The 16,035-nt window shown below is 70.9% G+C and carries 17 protein-coding genes; 7 read left to right on the top strand and 10 right to left on the bottom strand.

What is annotated here, in order from left to right; all coding sequences use genetic code 11:
- Positions 1-61 precede the first annotated feature (61 nt).
- Positions 62-319, bottom strand: coding sequence for a WhiB family transcriptional regulator (locus tag AB0D18_RS17370; protein ID WP_004937597.1), 258 nt, complete (start codon positions 317-319; stop codon positions 62-64).
- 335 nt (positions 320-654) lie between these two features.
- Positions 655-1,626 carry a diacylglycerol kinase family protein gene (locus AB0D18_RS17365; protein WP_362418431.1) on the bottom strand — a complete coding sequence of 324 codons (972 nt, stop codon included), beginning with the start codon at positions 1,624-1,626 and terminating at the stop codon, positions 655-657.
- 195 nt (positions 1,627-1,821) lie between these two features.
- Here AB0D18_RS17365 and AB0D18_RS17360 point away from each other — a divergent pair, with 195 nt between their 5' ends.
- Entirely contained in the window at positions 1,822-2,271 is a 450-nt protein-coding gene (locus AB0D18_RS17360) for a hypothetical protein (RefSeq protein WP_362418905.1), read from the top strand.
- 50 nt (positions 2,272-2,321) lie between these two features.
- Here AB0D18_RS17360 and AB0D18_RS17355 read toward each other — a convergent pair whose 3' ends face one another.
- The 3 genes from AB0D18_RS17355 to AB0D18_RS17345 all read right to left on the bottom strand — a co-directional run bounded on the left by AB0D18_RS17355 (position 2,322) and on the right by AB0D18_RS17345 (position 4,231).
- A complete protein-coding gene (locus AB0D18_RS17355) occupies positions 2,322-3,275 on the bottom strand; it encodes an RNA polymerase sigma factor SigF (RefSeq protein WP_362418428.1) in 954 nt (317 codons plus the stop codon).
- A complete protein-coding gene (locus AB0D18_RS17350) occupies positions 3,272-3,685 on the bottom strand; it encodes an anti-sigma regulatory factor (protein WP_185032869.1) in 414 nt (137 codons plus the stop codon). Before AB0D18_RS17350 ends, AB0D18_RS17355 begins: the two co-directional genes overlap by 4 nt.
- Before the next feature lie 285 nt (positions 3,686-3,970).
- Complete coding sequence (locus tag AB0D18_RS17345; protein WP_362418424.1) at positions 3,971-4,231, bottom strand: UBP-type zinc finger domain-containing protein; 261 nt, start codon at positions 4,229-4,231, stop codon at positions 3,971-3,973.
- A 66-nt stretch (positions 4,232-4,297) separates the two neighbouring features.
- Here AB0D18_RS17345 and AB0D18_RS17340 point away from each other — a divergent pair, with 66 nt between their 5' ends.
- A complete protein-coding gene (locus tag AB0D18_RS17340; protein WP_362418421.1) occupies positions 4,298-5,917 on the top strand; it encodes a Na+/H+ antiporter in 1,620 nt (539 codons plus the stop codon).
- A gap of 175 nt (positions 5,918-6,092) precedes the next feature.
- On the opposite strand, the gene AB0D18_RS17335 is transcribed toward AB0D18_RS17340, so the two are convergent.
- From AB0D18_RS17335 to AB0D18_RS17320, 4 genes are all read right to left on the bottom strand, one after another.
- Positions 6,093-6,983: a pyridoxal-phosphate dependent enzyme gene (locus AB0D18_RS17335; protein ID WP_362418418.1), complete on the bottom strand. Its 891-nt coding sequence runs from the start codon at positions 6,981-6,983 to the stop codon at positions 6,093-6,095.
- A 52-nt stretch (positions 6,984-7,035) separates the two neighbouring features.
- Positions 7,036-7,626, bottom strand: coding sequence for an N-acetylmuramoyl-L-alanine amidase (locus AB0D18_RS17330; protein ID WP_362418415.1), 591 nt, complete (start codon positions 7,624-7,626; stop codon positions 7,036-7,038).
- 180 nt (positions 7,627-7,806) lie between these two features.
- Positions 7,807-8,985 carry a globin domain-containing protein gene (locus AB0D18_RS17325; RefSeq protein WP_362418412.1) on the bottom strand — a complete coding sequence of 393 codons (1,179 nt, stop codon included), beginning with the start codon at positions 8,983-8,985 and terminating at the stop codon, positions 7,807-7,809.
- Positions 8,986-9,105: 120 nt separating this feature from the next.
- Positions 9,106-9,549, bottom strand: a complete 444-nt coding sequence (locus AB0D18_RS17320) for an Rrf2 family transcriptional regulator (protein WP_362418409.1) — start codon at positions 9,547-9,549, stop codon at positions 9,106-9,108.
- 218 nt (positions 9,550-9,767) lie between these two features.
- Here AB0D18_RS17320 and AB0D18_RS17315 point away from each other — a divergent pair, with 218 nt between their 5' ends.
- The 4 genes from AB0D18_RS17315 to AB0D18_RS17300 all read left to right on the top strand — a co-directional run bounded on the left by AB0D18_RS17315 (position 9,768) and on the right by AB0D18_RS17300 (position 14,026).
- A complete protein-coding gene (locus tag AB0D18_RS17315; RefSeq protein WP_362418406.1) occupies positions 9,768-11,180 on the top strand; it encodes a family 2B encapsulin nanocompartment shell protein in 1,413 nt (470 codons plus the stop codon).
- Between the two features lie 121 nt (positions 11,181-11,301).
- Positions 11,302-12,345 (top strand): family 2 encapsulin nanocompartment cargo protein polyprenyl transferase, encoded by a 1,044-nt coding sequence (locus AB0D18_RS17310; RefSeq protein WP_362418403.1) that lies wholly within the window; start codon positions 11,302-11,304, stop codon positions 12,343-12,345.
- Positions 12,346-12,521: 176 nt separating this feature from the next.
- Positions 12,522-13,115, top strand: a complete 594-nt coding sequence (locus AB0D18_RS17305) for a GNAT family N-acetyltransferase (RefSeq protein WP_362418400.1) — start codon at positions 12,522-12,524, stop codon at positions 13,113-13,115.
- 113 nt (positions 13,116-13,228) lie between these two features.
- A complete protein-coding gene (locus AB0D18_RS17300; protein ID WP_362418397.1) occupies positions 13,229-14,026 on the top strand; it encodes a DUF6304 family protein in 798 nt (265 codons plus the stop codon).
- A 101-nt stretch (positions 14,027-14,127) separates the two neighbouring features.
- Here AB0D18_RS17300 and snpA read toward each other — a convergent pair whose 3' ends face one another.
- Complete coding sequence (snpA, locus tag AB0D18_RS17295; RefSeq protein ID WP_362418394.1) at positions 14,128-14,757, bottom strand: snapalysin; 630 nt, start codon at positions 14,755-14,757, stop codon at positions 14,128-14,130.
- A gap of 271 nt (positions 14,758-15,028) precedes the next feature.
- On the opposite strand from snpA, the gene AB0D18_RS17290 reads away from it, so the two are divergent.
- Positions 15,029-15,982, top strand: coding sequence for a LysR family transcriptional regulator (locus tag AB0D18_RS17290; RefSeq protein ID WP_362418391.1), 954 nt, complete (start codon positions 15,029-15,031; stop codon positions 15,980-15,982).
- Positions 15,983-16,035: the final 53 nt, after the last annotated feature.

Raw genomic sequence — 16,035 nt, 5'->3', positions numbered from 1 at the left:
GGGGGCGGTGACTGCATACGCGCTGTATGCGCCGCCGAGCTCAGGCTCGAAGCAGGGTGGGTCAGGCGGTCGCGTTGCGCGCCCGGTTGCGGGCGGCGCGGCGCTTCATTGCGCGGCGCTCGTCCTCGCTGAGTCCACCCCAGACACCCGAGTCCTGGCCGGACTCGAGCGCCCACTGCAGGCACTGCTCCATGACGGGGCAGCGGCGGCAGACGGCCTTGGCTTCCTCGATCTGCAGCAGCGCAGGACCGGTGTTGCCGATGGGGAAGAACAGCTCCGGGTCTTCCTCACGACAAACGGCGTTGTGACGCCAGTCCATGGCTGCTACCTCTCCTTGATGATCTGGATGACCTAGATGTCAAACACATTGCTTGTGAATGTGAACGCTTTCACGAATCCCCTCACGAGGGAAGGGCCGACTTCCAGTGAGCACTGGTTGTGGTCCTGTGTGTGAGGAGGGATTCTGGTTCTCAGGGAGGCCGGTGTTGCGGGCCGTCCCGATCGCCATGAAGAGACTCGCAAACCTCGGCAGCGGATACAACCCCTTCCGAGAAGTTTTTTTTGATTCCTCGGTGTCGGCTAGGTCACAGCCGTACTTCTATGGGGTGGATGGCAGCCCGTACGTTCGAGATAAAGGACTTTCGGCTCTTCCACTCACACAATCACACGCAGTGCACGGCGAACGCCTGTGAACGCGACGCTCGTACGCAGTCCCAGGTGGTCACCGTCCATTTGAAGGGGCAGTGGGGCCTTCGAATGCAAGGTGAAGTCCGTCAGGTCATGCAGGGTGATGGCGTGCTTACCGTGCGGGCCGCGCTCCGGTGTGGACGTGAGGAGCTGGGTCGCGTATCGGGTCACCGCGGGGGTGGAAAGACGGCTCAGACCGAGCACGTCCAGAGCGGTGTCGAAGGACGCCTCCGGGGAGGCGTACAGCGGACGATTCCCCAGGTAGGTCCAGGGGGAGGTGTTGCAGACTATCGACAGAACGAGGTCCGTCACCGGGTCCTCACCGGGCCTCTCCAGAGAAATCACACCGTGTCTACGATGCGGCTCCTCCAGGAATTGACGGATCACCTGGCGCAGATAGAGCGCGTGCGTCGAACGCTTTCCGCGTTCCCGCTGCTGTTCGACCCGGCCGATGACTCCCGCGTCGAATCCGAGCCCCGCACAGAAAGTGAACCAGCGTTCCGGTACGGCCTCGTCCTCCGTTCCCGGTACGCCCTTTGTGAGCCCGAGGCTCACTGTGCGTTCGCTTCCGGTACGCAGCGCGTCCAAAAGGGCGCCGGTCGCTTCGACTGCGTCATTGGGAAGGCCGAGTGCGCGGGCGAAGACATTGGTGGAACCGCCGGGGACGACCGCGAAACCGGGAAGGCGATCGAGGTCGGGTCCGTCGTGCAGCAGGCCGTTCACGACCTCGTTGACGGTGCCGTCGCCGCCGAGGGCGACGACCAGGTCGATGACGTCCGCGCTGTCGGCGGCCCGCCGGCCCAGGTCGCGGGCGTGGCCGCGGTACTCCGTGGTGACCGTCTCCAGCTTCATCTCGCTGGCCAGGGCGTGGATCAGGACGTCCCGGGTGCGGGCACTGGTGGTGGTGGCAGCTGGATTGACCACAAGAAGTGCGCGCATGCGGTGCAGATTACCGGGAGGGGGGCGAGAGGGCCGGAGCGAGGGCGGGGTTCGCGCGGGTCAGCGGCCCGGAGAGCGGGGCGGCGGACCGGCTGCCCATGGGGCGGCGGACCGGCTGCCCACGGGGTGGCGCGGGCTGGTTACCCTGCAAGGGTGAGTAAAAAGCCCGTGCGGAAGCCCGAAGTGCAGCCCGAAGTGCAGGACGAGCCGCTGCCCGAATCGCCGGTCGTGCCGCATCCCGCCACACCCCGCCCCGCCCGGCTCGGTGCCGCCGCGGCGCTCGCCGCGCTGGAGGGTCTCGCGCTCGTCGCGGTCGGTCTGTACATGCTCGTGATGGGGCTCTTCGGGAGCCCCGACCGGCCGGAGCAGGCCGAGATGGGCGGGCTCACACTGATCGCGCTCGCCGTACTGCCGCTGCTCGCGGCGAACGGGCTGCGGCTGCGGCGGAGCTGGAGCCGGGGTCCCGCGATGATTACGCAGCTGATGGCGCTGCCGGTCGCGTACACCCTGATGACGACGGACGGCGCCTGGTCGATCCCGGCCGGCATCGCGCTCGCCGTGGTGGCCGTCGTCTCGCTGGCGCTGCTGCTGAACCCGGCGGTCGTCGACGCGCTCGGCATCAAGCGGGGCCCCCGAGGCGCCTGAGAGCGCCGCAGAAGCCCCGCTCCGTACCGTACGGGCAGAGACCTGGTGCCCTACTCCTCGACCAGCAGCTTCTCGCGGAGCTGGGCCAGGGTGCGGGCCAGCAGCCGGGAGACGTGCATCTGGGAGATGCCGACCTCCTGGGCGATCTGCGACTGGGTCATGTTCCCGAAGAAGCGCAGCAGGAGGATCTGTTTCTCGCGCGGAGCCAGGTCCTCCAGGAGCGGCTTGAGCGACTCCCGGTACTCGACGCCCTCCAGCGCCACGTCCTCCGAGCCCAGGGTGTCCGCGACTGCCGGGGACTCGTCGTCCGTGTCGGGGACGTCCAGGGACAGCGTGGAGTACGCGTTGGCGGACTCCAGGCCCTCCAGGACCTCCTCCTCGGAGATCGCCAGGCGCTCGGCCAGCTCCTTCACGGTCGGCGAGCGGCCGTGCTGCTGGGAGAGTTCCGCGGTCGCCGAGGTCAGCGAGAGCCGCAGCTCCTGGAGGCGGCGCGGAACCCGTACCGCCCAGCCCTTGTCGCGGAAGTGGCGCTTGATCTCGCCGACCACGGTGGGCGTCGCGTACGTCGAGAACTCCACGCCGCGGTCCGGGTCGAACCGGTCCACCGACTTGATCAGACCGATCGTGGCGACCTGCGTGAGGTCGTCCAGCGGCTCGCCGCGGTTGCGGAAGCGCCGCGCCAGGTGCTCGACCAGTGGCAGGTGCATCCGGACCAGCCGGTTGCGCAGCTCGGCCTTCTCCGGCGAGCCGTCGGGCAGCTCGCCCAGCTGGATGAACAGGGCCCGCGCACCACTGCGGTCCCGGGGGTTGTGCGGGAGCCCGTGCTCCTCGCGCTCCTTGTGAACTTCCGTCTCGTCGCTCATCTGGTCCGCCGCCCGCTCTGCTGACTGAGCTTTTTCCACCGGGGCCTCTTCCACCGGGTGCGGGCGGGCCTGCTGCTCAGGAATCCCGTTCAGCGCCTGCTGACTGCGCTCGTCGTCCCGCACCGGCCCGTCCCCGTTCATGCCGGACCGGGTCCCGCGCCGCGCTGTTTGTACAGGCTGATGCTGACCGTACGGTCGTCGGCGACGGTCGCGTCGACCTTGCCGGCGAGTGCGGAGAGCACCGTCCACGCGAAGGTGTCGCGCTCGGGGGCGCGGCCGTCGGTGGTGGGCGCCGTCACTGTCACTTCCAGTGAGTCGTCCACCAGCCGGAACACACAGCTGAGGACGGAGCCAGGCACGGCCTGCTGGAGCAGGATCGCGCAGGCCTCGTCGACCGCGATGCGCAAGTCCTCGATCTCGTCGAGGGTGAAGTCCAAACGCGCTGCGAGGCCGGCCGTGGCCGTACGCAGCACCGACAGGTAGGCACCCGCAGCGGGCAGCCGGACCTCCACGAAGTCCTGGTTCCCGGGCTCGCCTGCGATAGGGGACACCCTCACCTCCAAGGTGGCACAAGCGGTACGTCTCTTACGTCTATCGCCGGTGACGCTATCGCGATCCGCTGTCCCGTGTCGCCGGGCCCCCCACCCATCGAGACGTCACTCATGGTAGGCCCATGAGTACGGACAGTGGCTAGGGGTGTGCGGAGCCCAATTGGGCGGCACCGGTGAGGGGTTGACGTACCCCGGTGCCGGACGATCGAACCGTCGAATTCCGACGATCGAGCCGTGGAGCTCGGACGATCAGGCCGTGGAGCTCAGACGATCGAGCCGTCGAGCTCAGACGATCGAGCCGTCGACGAAGCACCAGCGCCAGCTCTCGCCCGGTTCGAAGCTGCGCATCACCGGATGGCCGGTGTCGCCGAAGTGCCCGGTGGCGTGCCGGCCCGGGGACGAGTCGCAGCAGCCGATGTGCCCGCAGCTCAGGCAGATCCGCAGCTGGACGGGGTGGGTGCCGGTGGCCAGGCACTCCAGGCAGGTGTCGCTCTGCGGCTCGGGCTGCGGGTGCGGCAGCTCCTCGACGTGCGTGCAGTCGTTCATGAGGGCCATTGTTCATGATGTACACCGTGTGCACCCTGTGCTGCCGACCCGGGACGGACGGAACCGATGGACGCGCTGCCGCTGCTGGCGATGATCGCGGGAAGTGCCGCCGTCGCGGGGACGGCCCGGCGCACGCCGGTTCCGGCGCCGCTGCTGCTCGTCGCGGTGGGGATCGCGGTGGCGTTCGTGCCGGGCGTCCCGGACTTCGCGCTCGACCCGCACATCGTGCTGCCGCTGCTGCTGCCGCCCCTGCTGCACACGGCGGCGCTGGAGAGCTCGTACCTGGATCTGCGGGCCAACATCCGGCCCGTGGCCTTCCTGTCGGTGGGCTATGTGCTGTTCGCGACCGTGATGGTGGGGTGGCTGGTGAGTCTGCTCGTGCCAGGGCTGCCGCTGACCTCGGCGCTGGTGCTCGGCGCGGTGATCGCGCCGCCGGACGCGGTGGCGGCGACCGCGATCGCCAGGAAGCTCGGGCTGCCGCCCCGGATCACCGCGATCCTGCAGGGCGAGTCACTGGTCAATGACGCCACGGCGATCACCGCTTTCAAGGTGGCGCTGGCGGCGGCGGTGGGGGAGGGCGCCAGCTGGAGCGCGGGGGTGCGGGAGTTCCTGATGGCGGCGGTCGGAGGGGTCGGCGTGGGCCTCCTCCTGATGGTTCCGCTGCACTGGCTGCGCACCCGGCTCACCGAACCGATCCTCCAGAACACCCTCTCCCTGCTGATTCCCTTCGTCGCGTATGCGACGGCCGAGTACGTGCACGCGTCCGGGGTGCTCGCCGTGGTGGTGGTCGCCCTGCACCTGGGGCACCGCTCCTGGAAGGTCGACTTCGCGACCCGGCTGCAGGAGGAGGCCGTCTGGAAGATGGTGTCCTTCATCCTCGAATCGGCGGTGTTCGCACTGATCGGGCTGCAGCTGCCGGTGGTGCTGAGGGGGCTGGGGCCGTACGAGGGGTGGACGGTCCTCTGGTACGCGCTCGTGGTGTTCGTACTCGTGGTGGTGGTGCGGTTCGTGTGGGTCTTCCCGGCGACGTACCTGCCGATCTGGCTGTCTGAACGCATCCGCACGCGGGAGCCGGACGTCGACTGGAAGGGGCCGACGATCGTCGGCTGGGCGGGGATGCGGGGTGTGGTCTCGCTGGCCATCGCCTTCTCCATCCCGCTCACGGCGGAGGGCGAACCCTTCCCCGGCCGCAATCTGATCCTCTTCCTCACCTTCACGACCGTGATCGCGACGCTGGGCGTGCAGGGACTGACCCTGGCCCCCCTGATCAGGCTCCTCAAACTGCCGAAACGGGATGTGTACGCGGAGACGCTCGCCGAGGCACAGGCCCAGAGCGAAGCGTCGCAGGCGGCCCAGGCCCGCCTGGACGAGCTGCTCGCCGACGAGAACAACGCCCTGCCGGGCCCCCTGGCGGACCGCCTGCGGACGGTCCTGGAACGGAGGCGCAACGCGGTGTGGGAGCGGCTGGGGACGGTCAACGAGGAGACGGGGGAGTCGGCGGACGCGACGTACCGGCGACTGTCGAGGGAGGTCATCGACGCGGAACGGGCGGTGTTCGTGGAACTGAGGGACCGGCGGCGGATCGACGACGAGCTGATGCGGACGCTGCTGCGGAGACTGGATCTGGAGGAGGCGGCGGCGTGGAGGGAGGCGGACCAGGGGCCGTCCGGCCCGTCCGGCGTGTAAGGACGCGCGGTCCGCGTGGGGGCCGCCCCCTTGCCCACCCGTCCCGCCCCCGCTGCCCAAGGAGGCTAGCGGGCTAAGGGGCAGGCAGTTAGGGGCGCGGGGAACTGCGCGACCAGCCACGACGCACCCGCACGACGACCCACCGGCCCCGCCGCACGCGCCTGCCGCCCGCGCGCTACGGGCGCCCCGTAACGACCGCCACCAGCCGCGTGCCCCGGGAGAATGCCCCGTCCCCCACCAGCGCCACCAGCGCGTAAAGCATCTTGGCCACGTAGAGCCGCTCCACCCCCACCCCGTGCCGCCCCTCGAAGTCCGACGCGAAGTCGACGAGGGCGGGCGGGGTGCGGGCGTAGCCGCCGAAGTGGAAGCCGTCCGCGAGGGTCCAGTCGCCGACCGCCCCGCCGAACGCGGAGTTCTGGAGCGCGCGGACCTCCGCGTCCAGGAACCCGCCCCCGACGACCGGCACGCCGATCGCCCGTTGTCCCGGTGCGAGACCTGCCGCCAGCCCCGCGAGCGTGCCGCCCGTTCCGCAGGCCACGGCGACGGTGTCCGCCGCCCCGTGGAGCTCTTGGCCGAGCGCGGTGCAGCCCCGGGCGGCAGTTGCGTTGCTGCCGCCCTCGGGGACGACGTACGCCTCGGGGAAGGGCGTGCCGGGCAGGAGCTCGGCGAGGAAGCCGGGGTCGGCGCGGCGGCGGTAGTCCGTACGGGAAACGAAGCACAGGTGCATGCCGTCGGCGGCGCACTGGGCGAGCGACGGGTTGAGCGGCCGCCCGGCCAGCTCGTCGCCGCGCACGACGCCGACGGTCGGGAAGCCGAGGAGGCGGCCCGCGGCGGCGGTGGCGCGCAGGTGGTTGGAGTAGGCACCGCCGAAGGTGAGGAGGGGCCGGCCGGCCGCGGCGCGCAGATTGGGCTCCAGTTTGCGCCACTTGTTGCCGGGGAGGTCCGGGTGGATCAGATCGTCCCGCTTGAGCAGGAGCCGCACGCCGTGCCGGTCGAAGCGGTCGTCCTCGACGGGGGTCAGGGGCGAGGGCAGCTGCGGGCGCAGGCCCGGGAGAGCGGAGGACACCCGCTCATTCTCCCGTCCCGCCCCGCCGCACCGCGCCCCCTGCCGCCCCGTCTCACTTCAGCCGGTCGTGCACCCTGTCCCGCATCCAGTCCATCGTGAAGCCGAGGGGGTCGACCTTGCCCGGTTGCCACTCCCGGTGGCCCAGGACCGAGCGTGCGCCCCACCCGTGGGCGCGGCAGATCGCGGCCGAGACGCGTGCGATCGCCTGGAGCTGGGCGTCCGGCCAGGGGTCCTCGCCGTCGCCGAGGTTCTCGCACTCGAAGCCGTAGAAGTGCCGGTTGCCGTCGGTGTTGGCCTCGTTGTCCGGCGGCAGGCGCTTCTCGGCCATGACGGCGCGCAGTACGTCGCCGTCGCCGAGCCCGGCGTGGTTGGCCCTGCCGTACCCGACGAGATGGACCTTGCCGTCCTTGGCGATCACGCCGTGGCACAGCGGGCCCGGCAGGTCCGCGTGGCCGTCGCGGCACATCCGGACGGTGTCCTCGGTGCCCCTGGTGACGGTGTGGTGGATCATCACGCCGTGCACCGGACCCCAGGGGCCGTGGCCGTGCCGGTTGTGGTGGCGCCAGTCGCCGACCTCGACGACGGTCACCCCCTCGGCGCGCAGGGCGGACAGGAAAGTGTCGGCGGAGAGGGGGTTGGCCATGGTGGTCTCCTCGCTGAGCGGCATGCGGGGCCGGAAGGCACAGACTGGGGCCGCACGTCCGGAATTACTTCTACCGCTTGCCGCCGGAACGCATGCCTCCGCAAGCCCCCGCTCGTACAGCGTGCGAGCCGATCCGGACACTGCCCTCCGGGCGCCGTCCGGACACCGCCCTCCGAGGACCTACGCGGCCATCCACAGGTCCGGGCCGAACACCTCGTAGTGGATGTCCGCCGCCGGTACGCCCTTGGCCAGGAGCTGCTCCCGTACCGCCCGCATGAAGGGCAGCGGACCGCACAGGTACGCGCGCGTGCCCGCCAGTACGTCCACCCCGGACAGGTCCACCAGGCCGGTGCGGCAGGCCGGGTGGCCCGGCCCCGGCTGCTCGTAGAAGAAGTGGCCCGAGGCCGTCGCGAGCTTCTCCACGAGGAGCCCGTGGTCCGTGCGCAGGGGATGCGTCGCGGGGGAGCGGTCCGCGTGCACGACCGTCACCGGGGCGGTGTGCCCGGCCGCCGCCAGGTGCTCCAGCATCGACACGATCGGGGTGCAGCCGATCCCCGCCGAGGCGAGCAGGAGGGGCGCGTCGTCGTCCTCCAGGACCAGATCGCCGTACGAGGCGGAGACGCGCAGCCGGCTGCCCTCGCGCACGTGCGCGTGCAGGTGCTGGGACACCTCGCCGTCGCCGATCCGCTTGACCGCGATCGTACGGAGCGGGGAGCCGGGCGCGCACGAGATGCTGTACTGCCTGATCTGGCGGGCGCCGTCCGGGAGTTCGACCTGTACGGAGACGTACTGTCCCGGCTTGTGGACGGGGACGGAGCCGCCGTCCGCCGGGCGGAGCCGGAAGGTGGCGACGTCGGCCGTCTCCTCGGTCCGCCCCGCGACCTCCCAGTCGCGCCAGGTGTCGCCCTTGAGGACGCCGTGCTCCGCGTACAGCCGGTTCTCGATCGCGATCAGGGCGCCCGCCATCAGCCAGTACACCTCGTCCCAGGCGGCGGCGACCTCCGGTGTCACCACGTCGCCGAGGACCTCCGCGATCGCCTCAAAGAGGTGCTGGTGGACCACCTTGTACTGGCCGGAGGTCACGCCCAGCGACGCGTGCTTGTGGGCGATGCGGCTCAGCATCGCGTCCGGGCGCTCGTCGGGCCGCTCCACCAGGTACGTCGCGAAGCCCGCTATCGAGCCCGCGAGGGCCTGGCGCTGGGTGCCCGCCGCCTGGTTGCCCCGGTTGAACAGGTCGCGCAGCAGCTCGGGGTGGGCGGCGAACAGCTTCTCGTAGAAGAGCGCGGTGATGTCCTCCACGGCGGCGCCGACGGCGGGAAGGGTGGCACGGACGGTCGCGGTGGCGGTCTCGGAAAGCATTCCGGGCTCCTCTGAAGGTTAATTGGTATCTGAGAGTCGTATTTTTGGGTGTACGGACGCGCGGTCCAGGGTGGCTTGAATTAACCGGTGTTCCGGGGGCGTTCCGGGGGCGCGCTGCGGTCAGTCCTCGCGCCGCGTAGCCGAGAGCCCCAACAGCAGCGGCCCCGTCGGCGCCGCCACCAGCTCGTCCACCGTCAGCGGGTCGAGCGCCGCGAAGAACGCCTCCTGGGCGCTGCGCAGTGCCCCGCGCAGCGTGCACGCGGACCGCAGTGGACACGGTGTGTCGCCCTCGCACTCGACCACGTCGCCGGGCCCTTCGAGCGTGCGGACCAGTCCGCCGACCGAAGCCGTCCGGCCGGCCCCGGTGAGGGCGAGCCCGCCGCCGCGTCCCCTGCGCGCCTCGATCAGGCCGAGGTGCTGGAGCCGGGAGACCACCTTCGCGGTGTGCGTGTACGGGATCTCCATGGCCGTCGCCACCTCGCGGGTGGTGGGCAGGTCACCCTTCTCGACGGCCAGGCGCATCAGTACGCGGAGCGCCAGGTCGGTGAATCTCGTCAGCCGCATGACCTCACGCTAAGTAACTTGCATCTCAAATGCAACTTAAACCGAGGTCGGTTCGGGGCCGTCCGGAGCCCGTTGGGGACCGCCCGGAGTCAAGTCCGTCGCGCGGGATTCCCTCTTCTCCGGTGATCTAGTCACACTCTTTTGTGTAATGGCGCCGCGACTCCCCGTGCTGAAAGGCTTCTGCCGCAGGTCAGCAGATACATCGAAGAGGGAGTCAGATGTCGGTCCAGGCAGGTTCCGAGGTCCGCGATCAGCAGGCACCGCCGCAGCAGAGTCTTGGTACGGCAGCCGCGCGGAACTTGGCGACCACGACCAAGTCCGCGCCGCAGATGCAGGAGATCACCTCCCGCTGGCTGCTGCGGATGCTGCCATGGGTGCAGGTCCAGGGCGGTACGTACCGGGTCAACCGAAGGCTGAGCTACTCCGTCGGTGACGGCCGCGTCACCTTCGTGCAGACCGGCGGCCAGGTGTCCGTCATCCCCGCCGAGCTGGGCGAGCTGCCCGCGCTGCGGACGTTCGGGGACCAGGACGTACTCGCGGAGCTCGCGCAGCGCTGCGAGCAGCGGGAGTTCGCCGCGGGTGACGTCATCGCGGCGCAGGGGGACAGCGCCGACACCGTCTACCTGCTGGCGCACGGCCGGGTCGAGAAGGTCGGTGCGGGGCCGTACGACGAGGAGCAGGTGCTCGGCACCCTCGCGGACGGTTCGTACTTCGGCGACCAGGCGCTCGTGGAGTCCGACGCCACCTGGGGTTACACGGCGAAGGCCGCGACCGCGTGCACCGTACTGGCACTGACCAGGAACGACGTGCTCACGCTCGCCGACCGGGCGGATTCGCTGCGCGACCACCTCGCGGCGGCCCGCGACCTGCCGCGCCAGCGCACCAACAAGTACGGCGAGGCGCCCATCGACCTCTCCGCGGGACACGTCGGCGAAGCCCTCGTACCGCACACGTTCGTGGACTACGACGCGGCGCCGCGCGAGTACGAACTGTCCGTCGCCCAGACCGTGTTGAAGGTCCACAGCCGGGTCGCGGACCTCTACAACCAGCCGATGAACCAGACCGAGCAGCAGCTCAGGCTCACCGTCGAGGCGCTGCGCGAGCGCCAGGAGGACGAGCTGGTCAACAACAAGGAGTTCGGCCTCCTCGCCAACTGCGACTACGGGCAGCGCATCCAGCCGCACGACGGCGTCCCCAGCCCCGACGACCTGGACGAACTGCTGTCGCGGCGGCGCGGCAACAAGTTCTTCCTGGCGCACCCGCGGGCGATCTCCGCGATGGGCCGCGAGTTCAACAAGCGGGGCCTGGTGCCGGATTCGGTGGATGTCGCCGGGAACCAGATCCCGGCCTGGCGCGGCGTGCCGATCTTCCCGTGCAACAAGATCCCGATCAGTGACGCCCGTACGACGTCCATCATCTGCATGCGTACGGGTGAGGCCGAGCAGGGCGTCATCGGCCTCCAGCAGGCCGGCATCCCGGACGAGATCGAGCCGAGCCTGTCGGTCCGCTTCATGGGCATCGACGAGCAGGCCCTCATCTCGTACCTGGTGACGGCGTACTACTCGGCGGCGGTGCTGGTGCCGGACGCGCTGGGCGTGCTGGAGGGCGTCGAGATCGGCCGCTGGAGGTAGCCCCGGGGGAGACGGGTGCAGGAGGGGGCGGCCCGAGGGGGCAGGGGGTGAGTGGGGGTGTTGCCGTGCGGTGGAGACCGGTACTCAACACCCCCCGCTACGGGAGGAGTTGGCATTGACCATGGCTACGACCCAGGCGGCGGACGGCATGGAGGGCGCGGTCGACTTCCTCGCCCGCACCAGGGCCGCCGTCGGTCCCCGGCTCCGTGAGACGGTCGAGTCGCTGCCGGGGCAGATTCGCCGGGTCGCGCGCTACCACTTCGGGTGGGAGCAGGCGGACGGCACGCCCTCTGCGGGGGCCTCGGGCAAAGCGCTGCGCCCCGCCCTCGTACTCGCCGCCGCACGGGCCCTCGGTGGCGACCCGGCGCATGCCGAACGGGCCGCTGCGGCAGTGGAGTTGGCGCACAACTTCACCCTGCTGCACGACGATGTGATCGACGAGGACCCGACCCGCAGGAACCGGCCCACGGCCTGGACGGTGTTCGGCATCCCCGACGCGATCATCGTGGGCGACGCGATGTGCGCACTGGCGCTGCGGGTGCTCGCCGAGGACCCGCACCCGGCGTCGGCGAAGGCGTCCGCCCGGCTGTCCGCCTGCATCATCGAGCTGTGCGCGGGCCAGCAGGCGGACTGCGCGTTCGAGAACCGGGCGCCGCAGGACGTCACCATCGACGAGTGCCTGACGATGGCCGAGGCCAAGACCGGGGCGCTGCTGGGGTGCGCGTGCGCGCTCGGCGCGCTGTACGCGGGGGCCGGGGACGAGGAGGTCGAGGCGATGGACTCCTTCGGCCGCGAGGCCGGCCTCGCCTTCCAGCTCATCGACGACCTGATCGGCATCTGGGGCGACCCGGCGCACACCGGCAAGCCCGCCGGTGCCGACCTGGTCGCCCACAAGAAGTCGCTGCCCGTCGTGGCGGCGATGGCCTCCGGCTCCTCGGCCGCGGCCGAACTGGCGGAGCTCTACCGGAGTCCCGCCATGGACGGCGCCGCTGTACGGCGGGCCGCCGACGCCGTGGAGCGGGCCGGCGGCCGGGACTGGGCGCAGAGCCAGGCCGCCGACCGCATGGCCAGAGCGGTGGACCACCTGTCGCGGGCGGTGCCGGACCTCGGCGCGGCGGACGAACTCCTCGCCCTCGCGGAGTTCGTGACGCGCCGCACGCGCTGACCGTCGGACGTACGCACTCGGGCATACGCACTCAGGCATACACACCCGGGTATACGCACTCGCACGTGCCTACGGGGCCCGCCGGCTTACCGCTGGCGGGCCCCGCTCCGTACCGCCAAATCTAAGATCAGGTACGACAGTTGGTGCGGCAGGGATACGGGGATACGGAGACGGACATGGGCGTACAAATACGGCAGGCGACCGCGGCGGACCGGGACGTGGTGCTGCGGCTGATGGACGAGGCCTTCCACGGTGACCCGGTGAGCAGCTGGATTCTGCCCGGGGCCGAGCACCGGCGGCGGGTGCATCCGCTGCTCATGGGGTCCTTCCTCGATGTTGTCCTCGAACACGGGCGGGTGGACATGGCGGAGGACGGTTCGGCCGCCGCGCTCTGGATGGACACCCCGGCGGGGGAGCCGGAGCCCAGCGACGGGCCCGCGCAGGTGCGCGCGGCCATCGACCCGGACAACGAACGCATCGAACTGGTCGGCACACTGACCTCGGCCGTCCACCCGCACCACCGGGCGCACGCCTACCTGTGGATGATCGCGGTGGCCCCGGACCGGCAGGGCGAGGGCCTGGGCACGGCCCTGATGGCACCCGTGCTGGAGCGCTGCGACCGCGAGGACACGGCCGCGTACCTGGAGGCGAGCAGCGGGCGCAGCCGGGAGCTGTATCTGCGCCTCGGTTTCACCGACCTCGGCAAGCCGCTCCAACTGCCGGACGGCGGACCGCTGATGTACCCGATGTGGCGCGACCCGCAGAGCTGACCCTGCGCAGGGCCCGGTGACCCCGGGGCAGTACGGCCGCCACCCGGAGCCCCGGGCGGCGGCCGTACCGACGCATGATCGGTTGACCGTACCGAAGCACTAAAGTCCCGCCCATGACAGGAGAGTCATGGGTTGGCTGGTACCGCGATCGCGCCGGTACGCAAGCCCTCACCATCAGCACGGACGGGCGGCGACTGCACGCCCGCATCAGAGACACCGAGTTCACCGGCGAGAGCTTCGACGCACTGCGTCCGCCGCCGGAAGAGCCCCCGGACGAGGGCCTGTTCGCGCTCACCCCGCAGGGCGCGCTGTGCGGCTGCGTCCTGGAGTGGGACATACCGATGCCGGTGTACGACGACGGCACGGTCCACCGTGCCGTCCTGCGCTGCCTGTTGACCCTCGGCCGCCCGGTGTCCGACGGCCCAGGCCTCGACCGGCTGCACCTCGGGCTCGCCCTGCACTTCGACGGCGCGCTGTTCCAGTCCGGGCGCGCGGAGAGTGACTTCGCGGGCGCCCTCGCCGAGATCCAGCGCCAGCTCCCCTCGGGCAGCTACCTCAAGTCGTGCCTCTCGTGCGCCTTCTCCGACTACTTCCCCGGCGGCTCGGGCGCGGGCTCGCGTGCGAGCTCCAGTACGGGCTCCGCCACGGGTTCCGGTACGGGCTTCTTCGGCGCCCTGACCTGCTTCCGGGGCGCCAAGGAGGCGTACCGCGCGGTCGAGGACCGGGGTGGCCTCCTCGACCTGTGGGGCAGCAGCTCCGGAACCGTCCAGGAGACGCACCGCTGCCCCGACTTCGAACGCCGGCCGGACGCGGGCCGGGGCACCGGACACCGGGGCGCGTTCCCGGCGCCGCGGGCCGAACTCTCGCACGTACAGGGGGATTTCAAGCCGCCGCAGGCTTTCGCGGGCTGACGCCGGGACGCTGCGTGAACGTGCCGCGCGCCTGCACGCCCTGGCCGGGGAGGGCCGGGACGTACAGGCGCGCAAGCCGGCGGTTCAGCGCGTCCGAGGGGTCAGCGGGCCAGCCCGTTCGCCCACAGCTGGTTGACACGGGAGCGCTCGGCCGAGTTCGGCCGGGCGTTCTGGCAGGACGTGCCGGGGCCGCCGCCCGACATCAGCTCGCTGCACGGGCCGGAGTAGTGGTCCGGGAGGCCGAGGACGTGACCGGTCTCGTGGGCGGTGACGCGGGTGGAGTTGTACTGCTGGTTCTGCCGGTAGTCCAGGAAGATGTAGCCGCGCCCGTGACCGTCCGTGCTGGCGTAGGAGCCACGCGAGTCATTGCCCTCGCGGTACGTGAAGTTGGCGCCGGAGGTGGACTCCTGGAGCTTCACGTTGCTGACGGAGCTGTTCCAGATCTGGGTGGAGCTGGCTATCTGCGAGCGGAAGGTCGGGGCGCTGGAGGCGCTGTAGCGCACCGTGACGACCAGGAGGAAGGGGTTGGCGGCCCGCTGCTCACGGACCGACTTCACGACGGCCTGCTGGAACGCCTTGGTGGCGGCGGCGTTCTCCTTGGACTGCTCGTACGCGGCGTACGAACCCGTGGGCGCCGGGGCGGTGGTGCTGGCGTTCGCGACGGGCGCGGCACCGACGGCGGCGAGGCCGAGGCCGAGAGCGGTGGCGAGGAGGGCGCGGGGGTGTCTCATGGTGGGGGGTTCTCCCTGCTTGTCCGTGAGCCCGGTGGGTCCGGGCGTGGGTGGGACTGGGGAGAGTGTGGGGGAGCGGGAGGGTGCTGCGGATGATGTCATTCACCGATAGCGCGATGACATCCCCCACTCCAGGCCTTCACAGCGACCGGAATCCCCCTCTCAACTCCTGTCAACTCACATCAACTCATGCTTAATTCCAGCCACTTGACCCCATGACCAGCAGAAGAACATCTGGTGCCCGCCGTGGCACAGCTCTACTCTCAGCCCCATGGAGCTGGAGGTGCGACATCTTCGTGCACTGTGCGCGATCGCCGACGCGGGCAGCCTGCACAAGGCCGCCCGTACGCTGGGCATGAGCCAGCCGTCCCTGACCACCCAGCTGCGCCGCATCGAGAACTCCGTGGGCGCCGAACTCTTCTCCCGCCGCCGGACCGGCTGCCGCCCCACCCCGCTCGGCCAGTCCCTCCTCGACAGGGCCCGCCCGCTGGTCGACGGCATGACCGAACTCATCACGCAGACCCGCGCCGAGGCCGCCCGTACGGCGGGTGAAGGACCGTCCCTGCACATCGGCTCCACGGCCAGCCGGGTCGTCGCGGGCTGGCTGCGCAGACTGCGCCTGCGCCTGCCCGACACCGGCACCACCCTCCACGTCGACGTGTCGGCCAACGCGCTCCTGCGCATGGTGGCCTGCGGCGCCCTCGACGTGGCCTTCGTGCACGAGGTCGAGGGCTGCCCGCTGCGCATCCCCGCGGGCCTCGACATCCGCGTACTCCTGGACCGGGAGCCCCAGTTCGTCTCCCTCTCACTGGACCACCCGGCGGCCTCGGCCCCGGTCGTGGACCTCGCCGACCTGGCCGCCGACCGCTGGATGGTCGACCCCAGCGTCGACGGCGAACGCGACGGCCTGCGCCGCGTCCTGTCCGCCGCCGGCCTCGACCCGCCGCTCCTGCACGGCGACTACCTCACTGCCTCGTCCCTGATCGTCATAGGCGAGGCGGTGGCCCCCTGCCAGCCCACCTCGGGCCCCCGCGACGACATGGCCATCCGCCCCCTCCGCAACGACCCCCTGGGCGTCCGCCTGCTCCTGGCCGCCCGCCCCGGACTGCCCGAACTCCCGCTCCTGTACGCAGACCTGGAAGGCGCGTACCGCGACGCGGCACTCCGGGCGGCGGGGTACCGGGAGTGGCTGGAGAGGGCGGGGAGTCCGCTGGTGGGCGCGTAGGGCGCGGACCGGAGTACGGGGCGGGACGGAGTGCCGGGCGGACGCAAAGGGGC

It is taken from the genome of Streptomyces sp. NPDC048442, from assembly GCF_040651475.1.
Lineage (GTDB): Bacteria > Actinomycetota > Actinomycetes > Streptomycetales > Streptomycetaceae > Streptomyces.
Note: the sequence above shows the minus strand (reverse complement) of the source record. Positions and strands in the feature narration are given on the sequence as shown.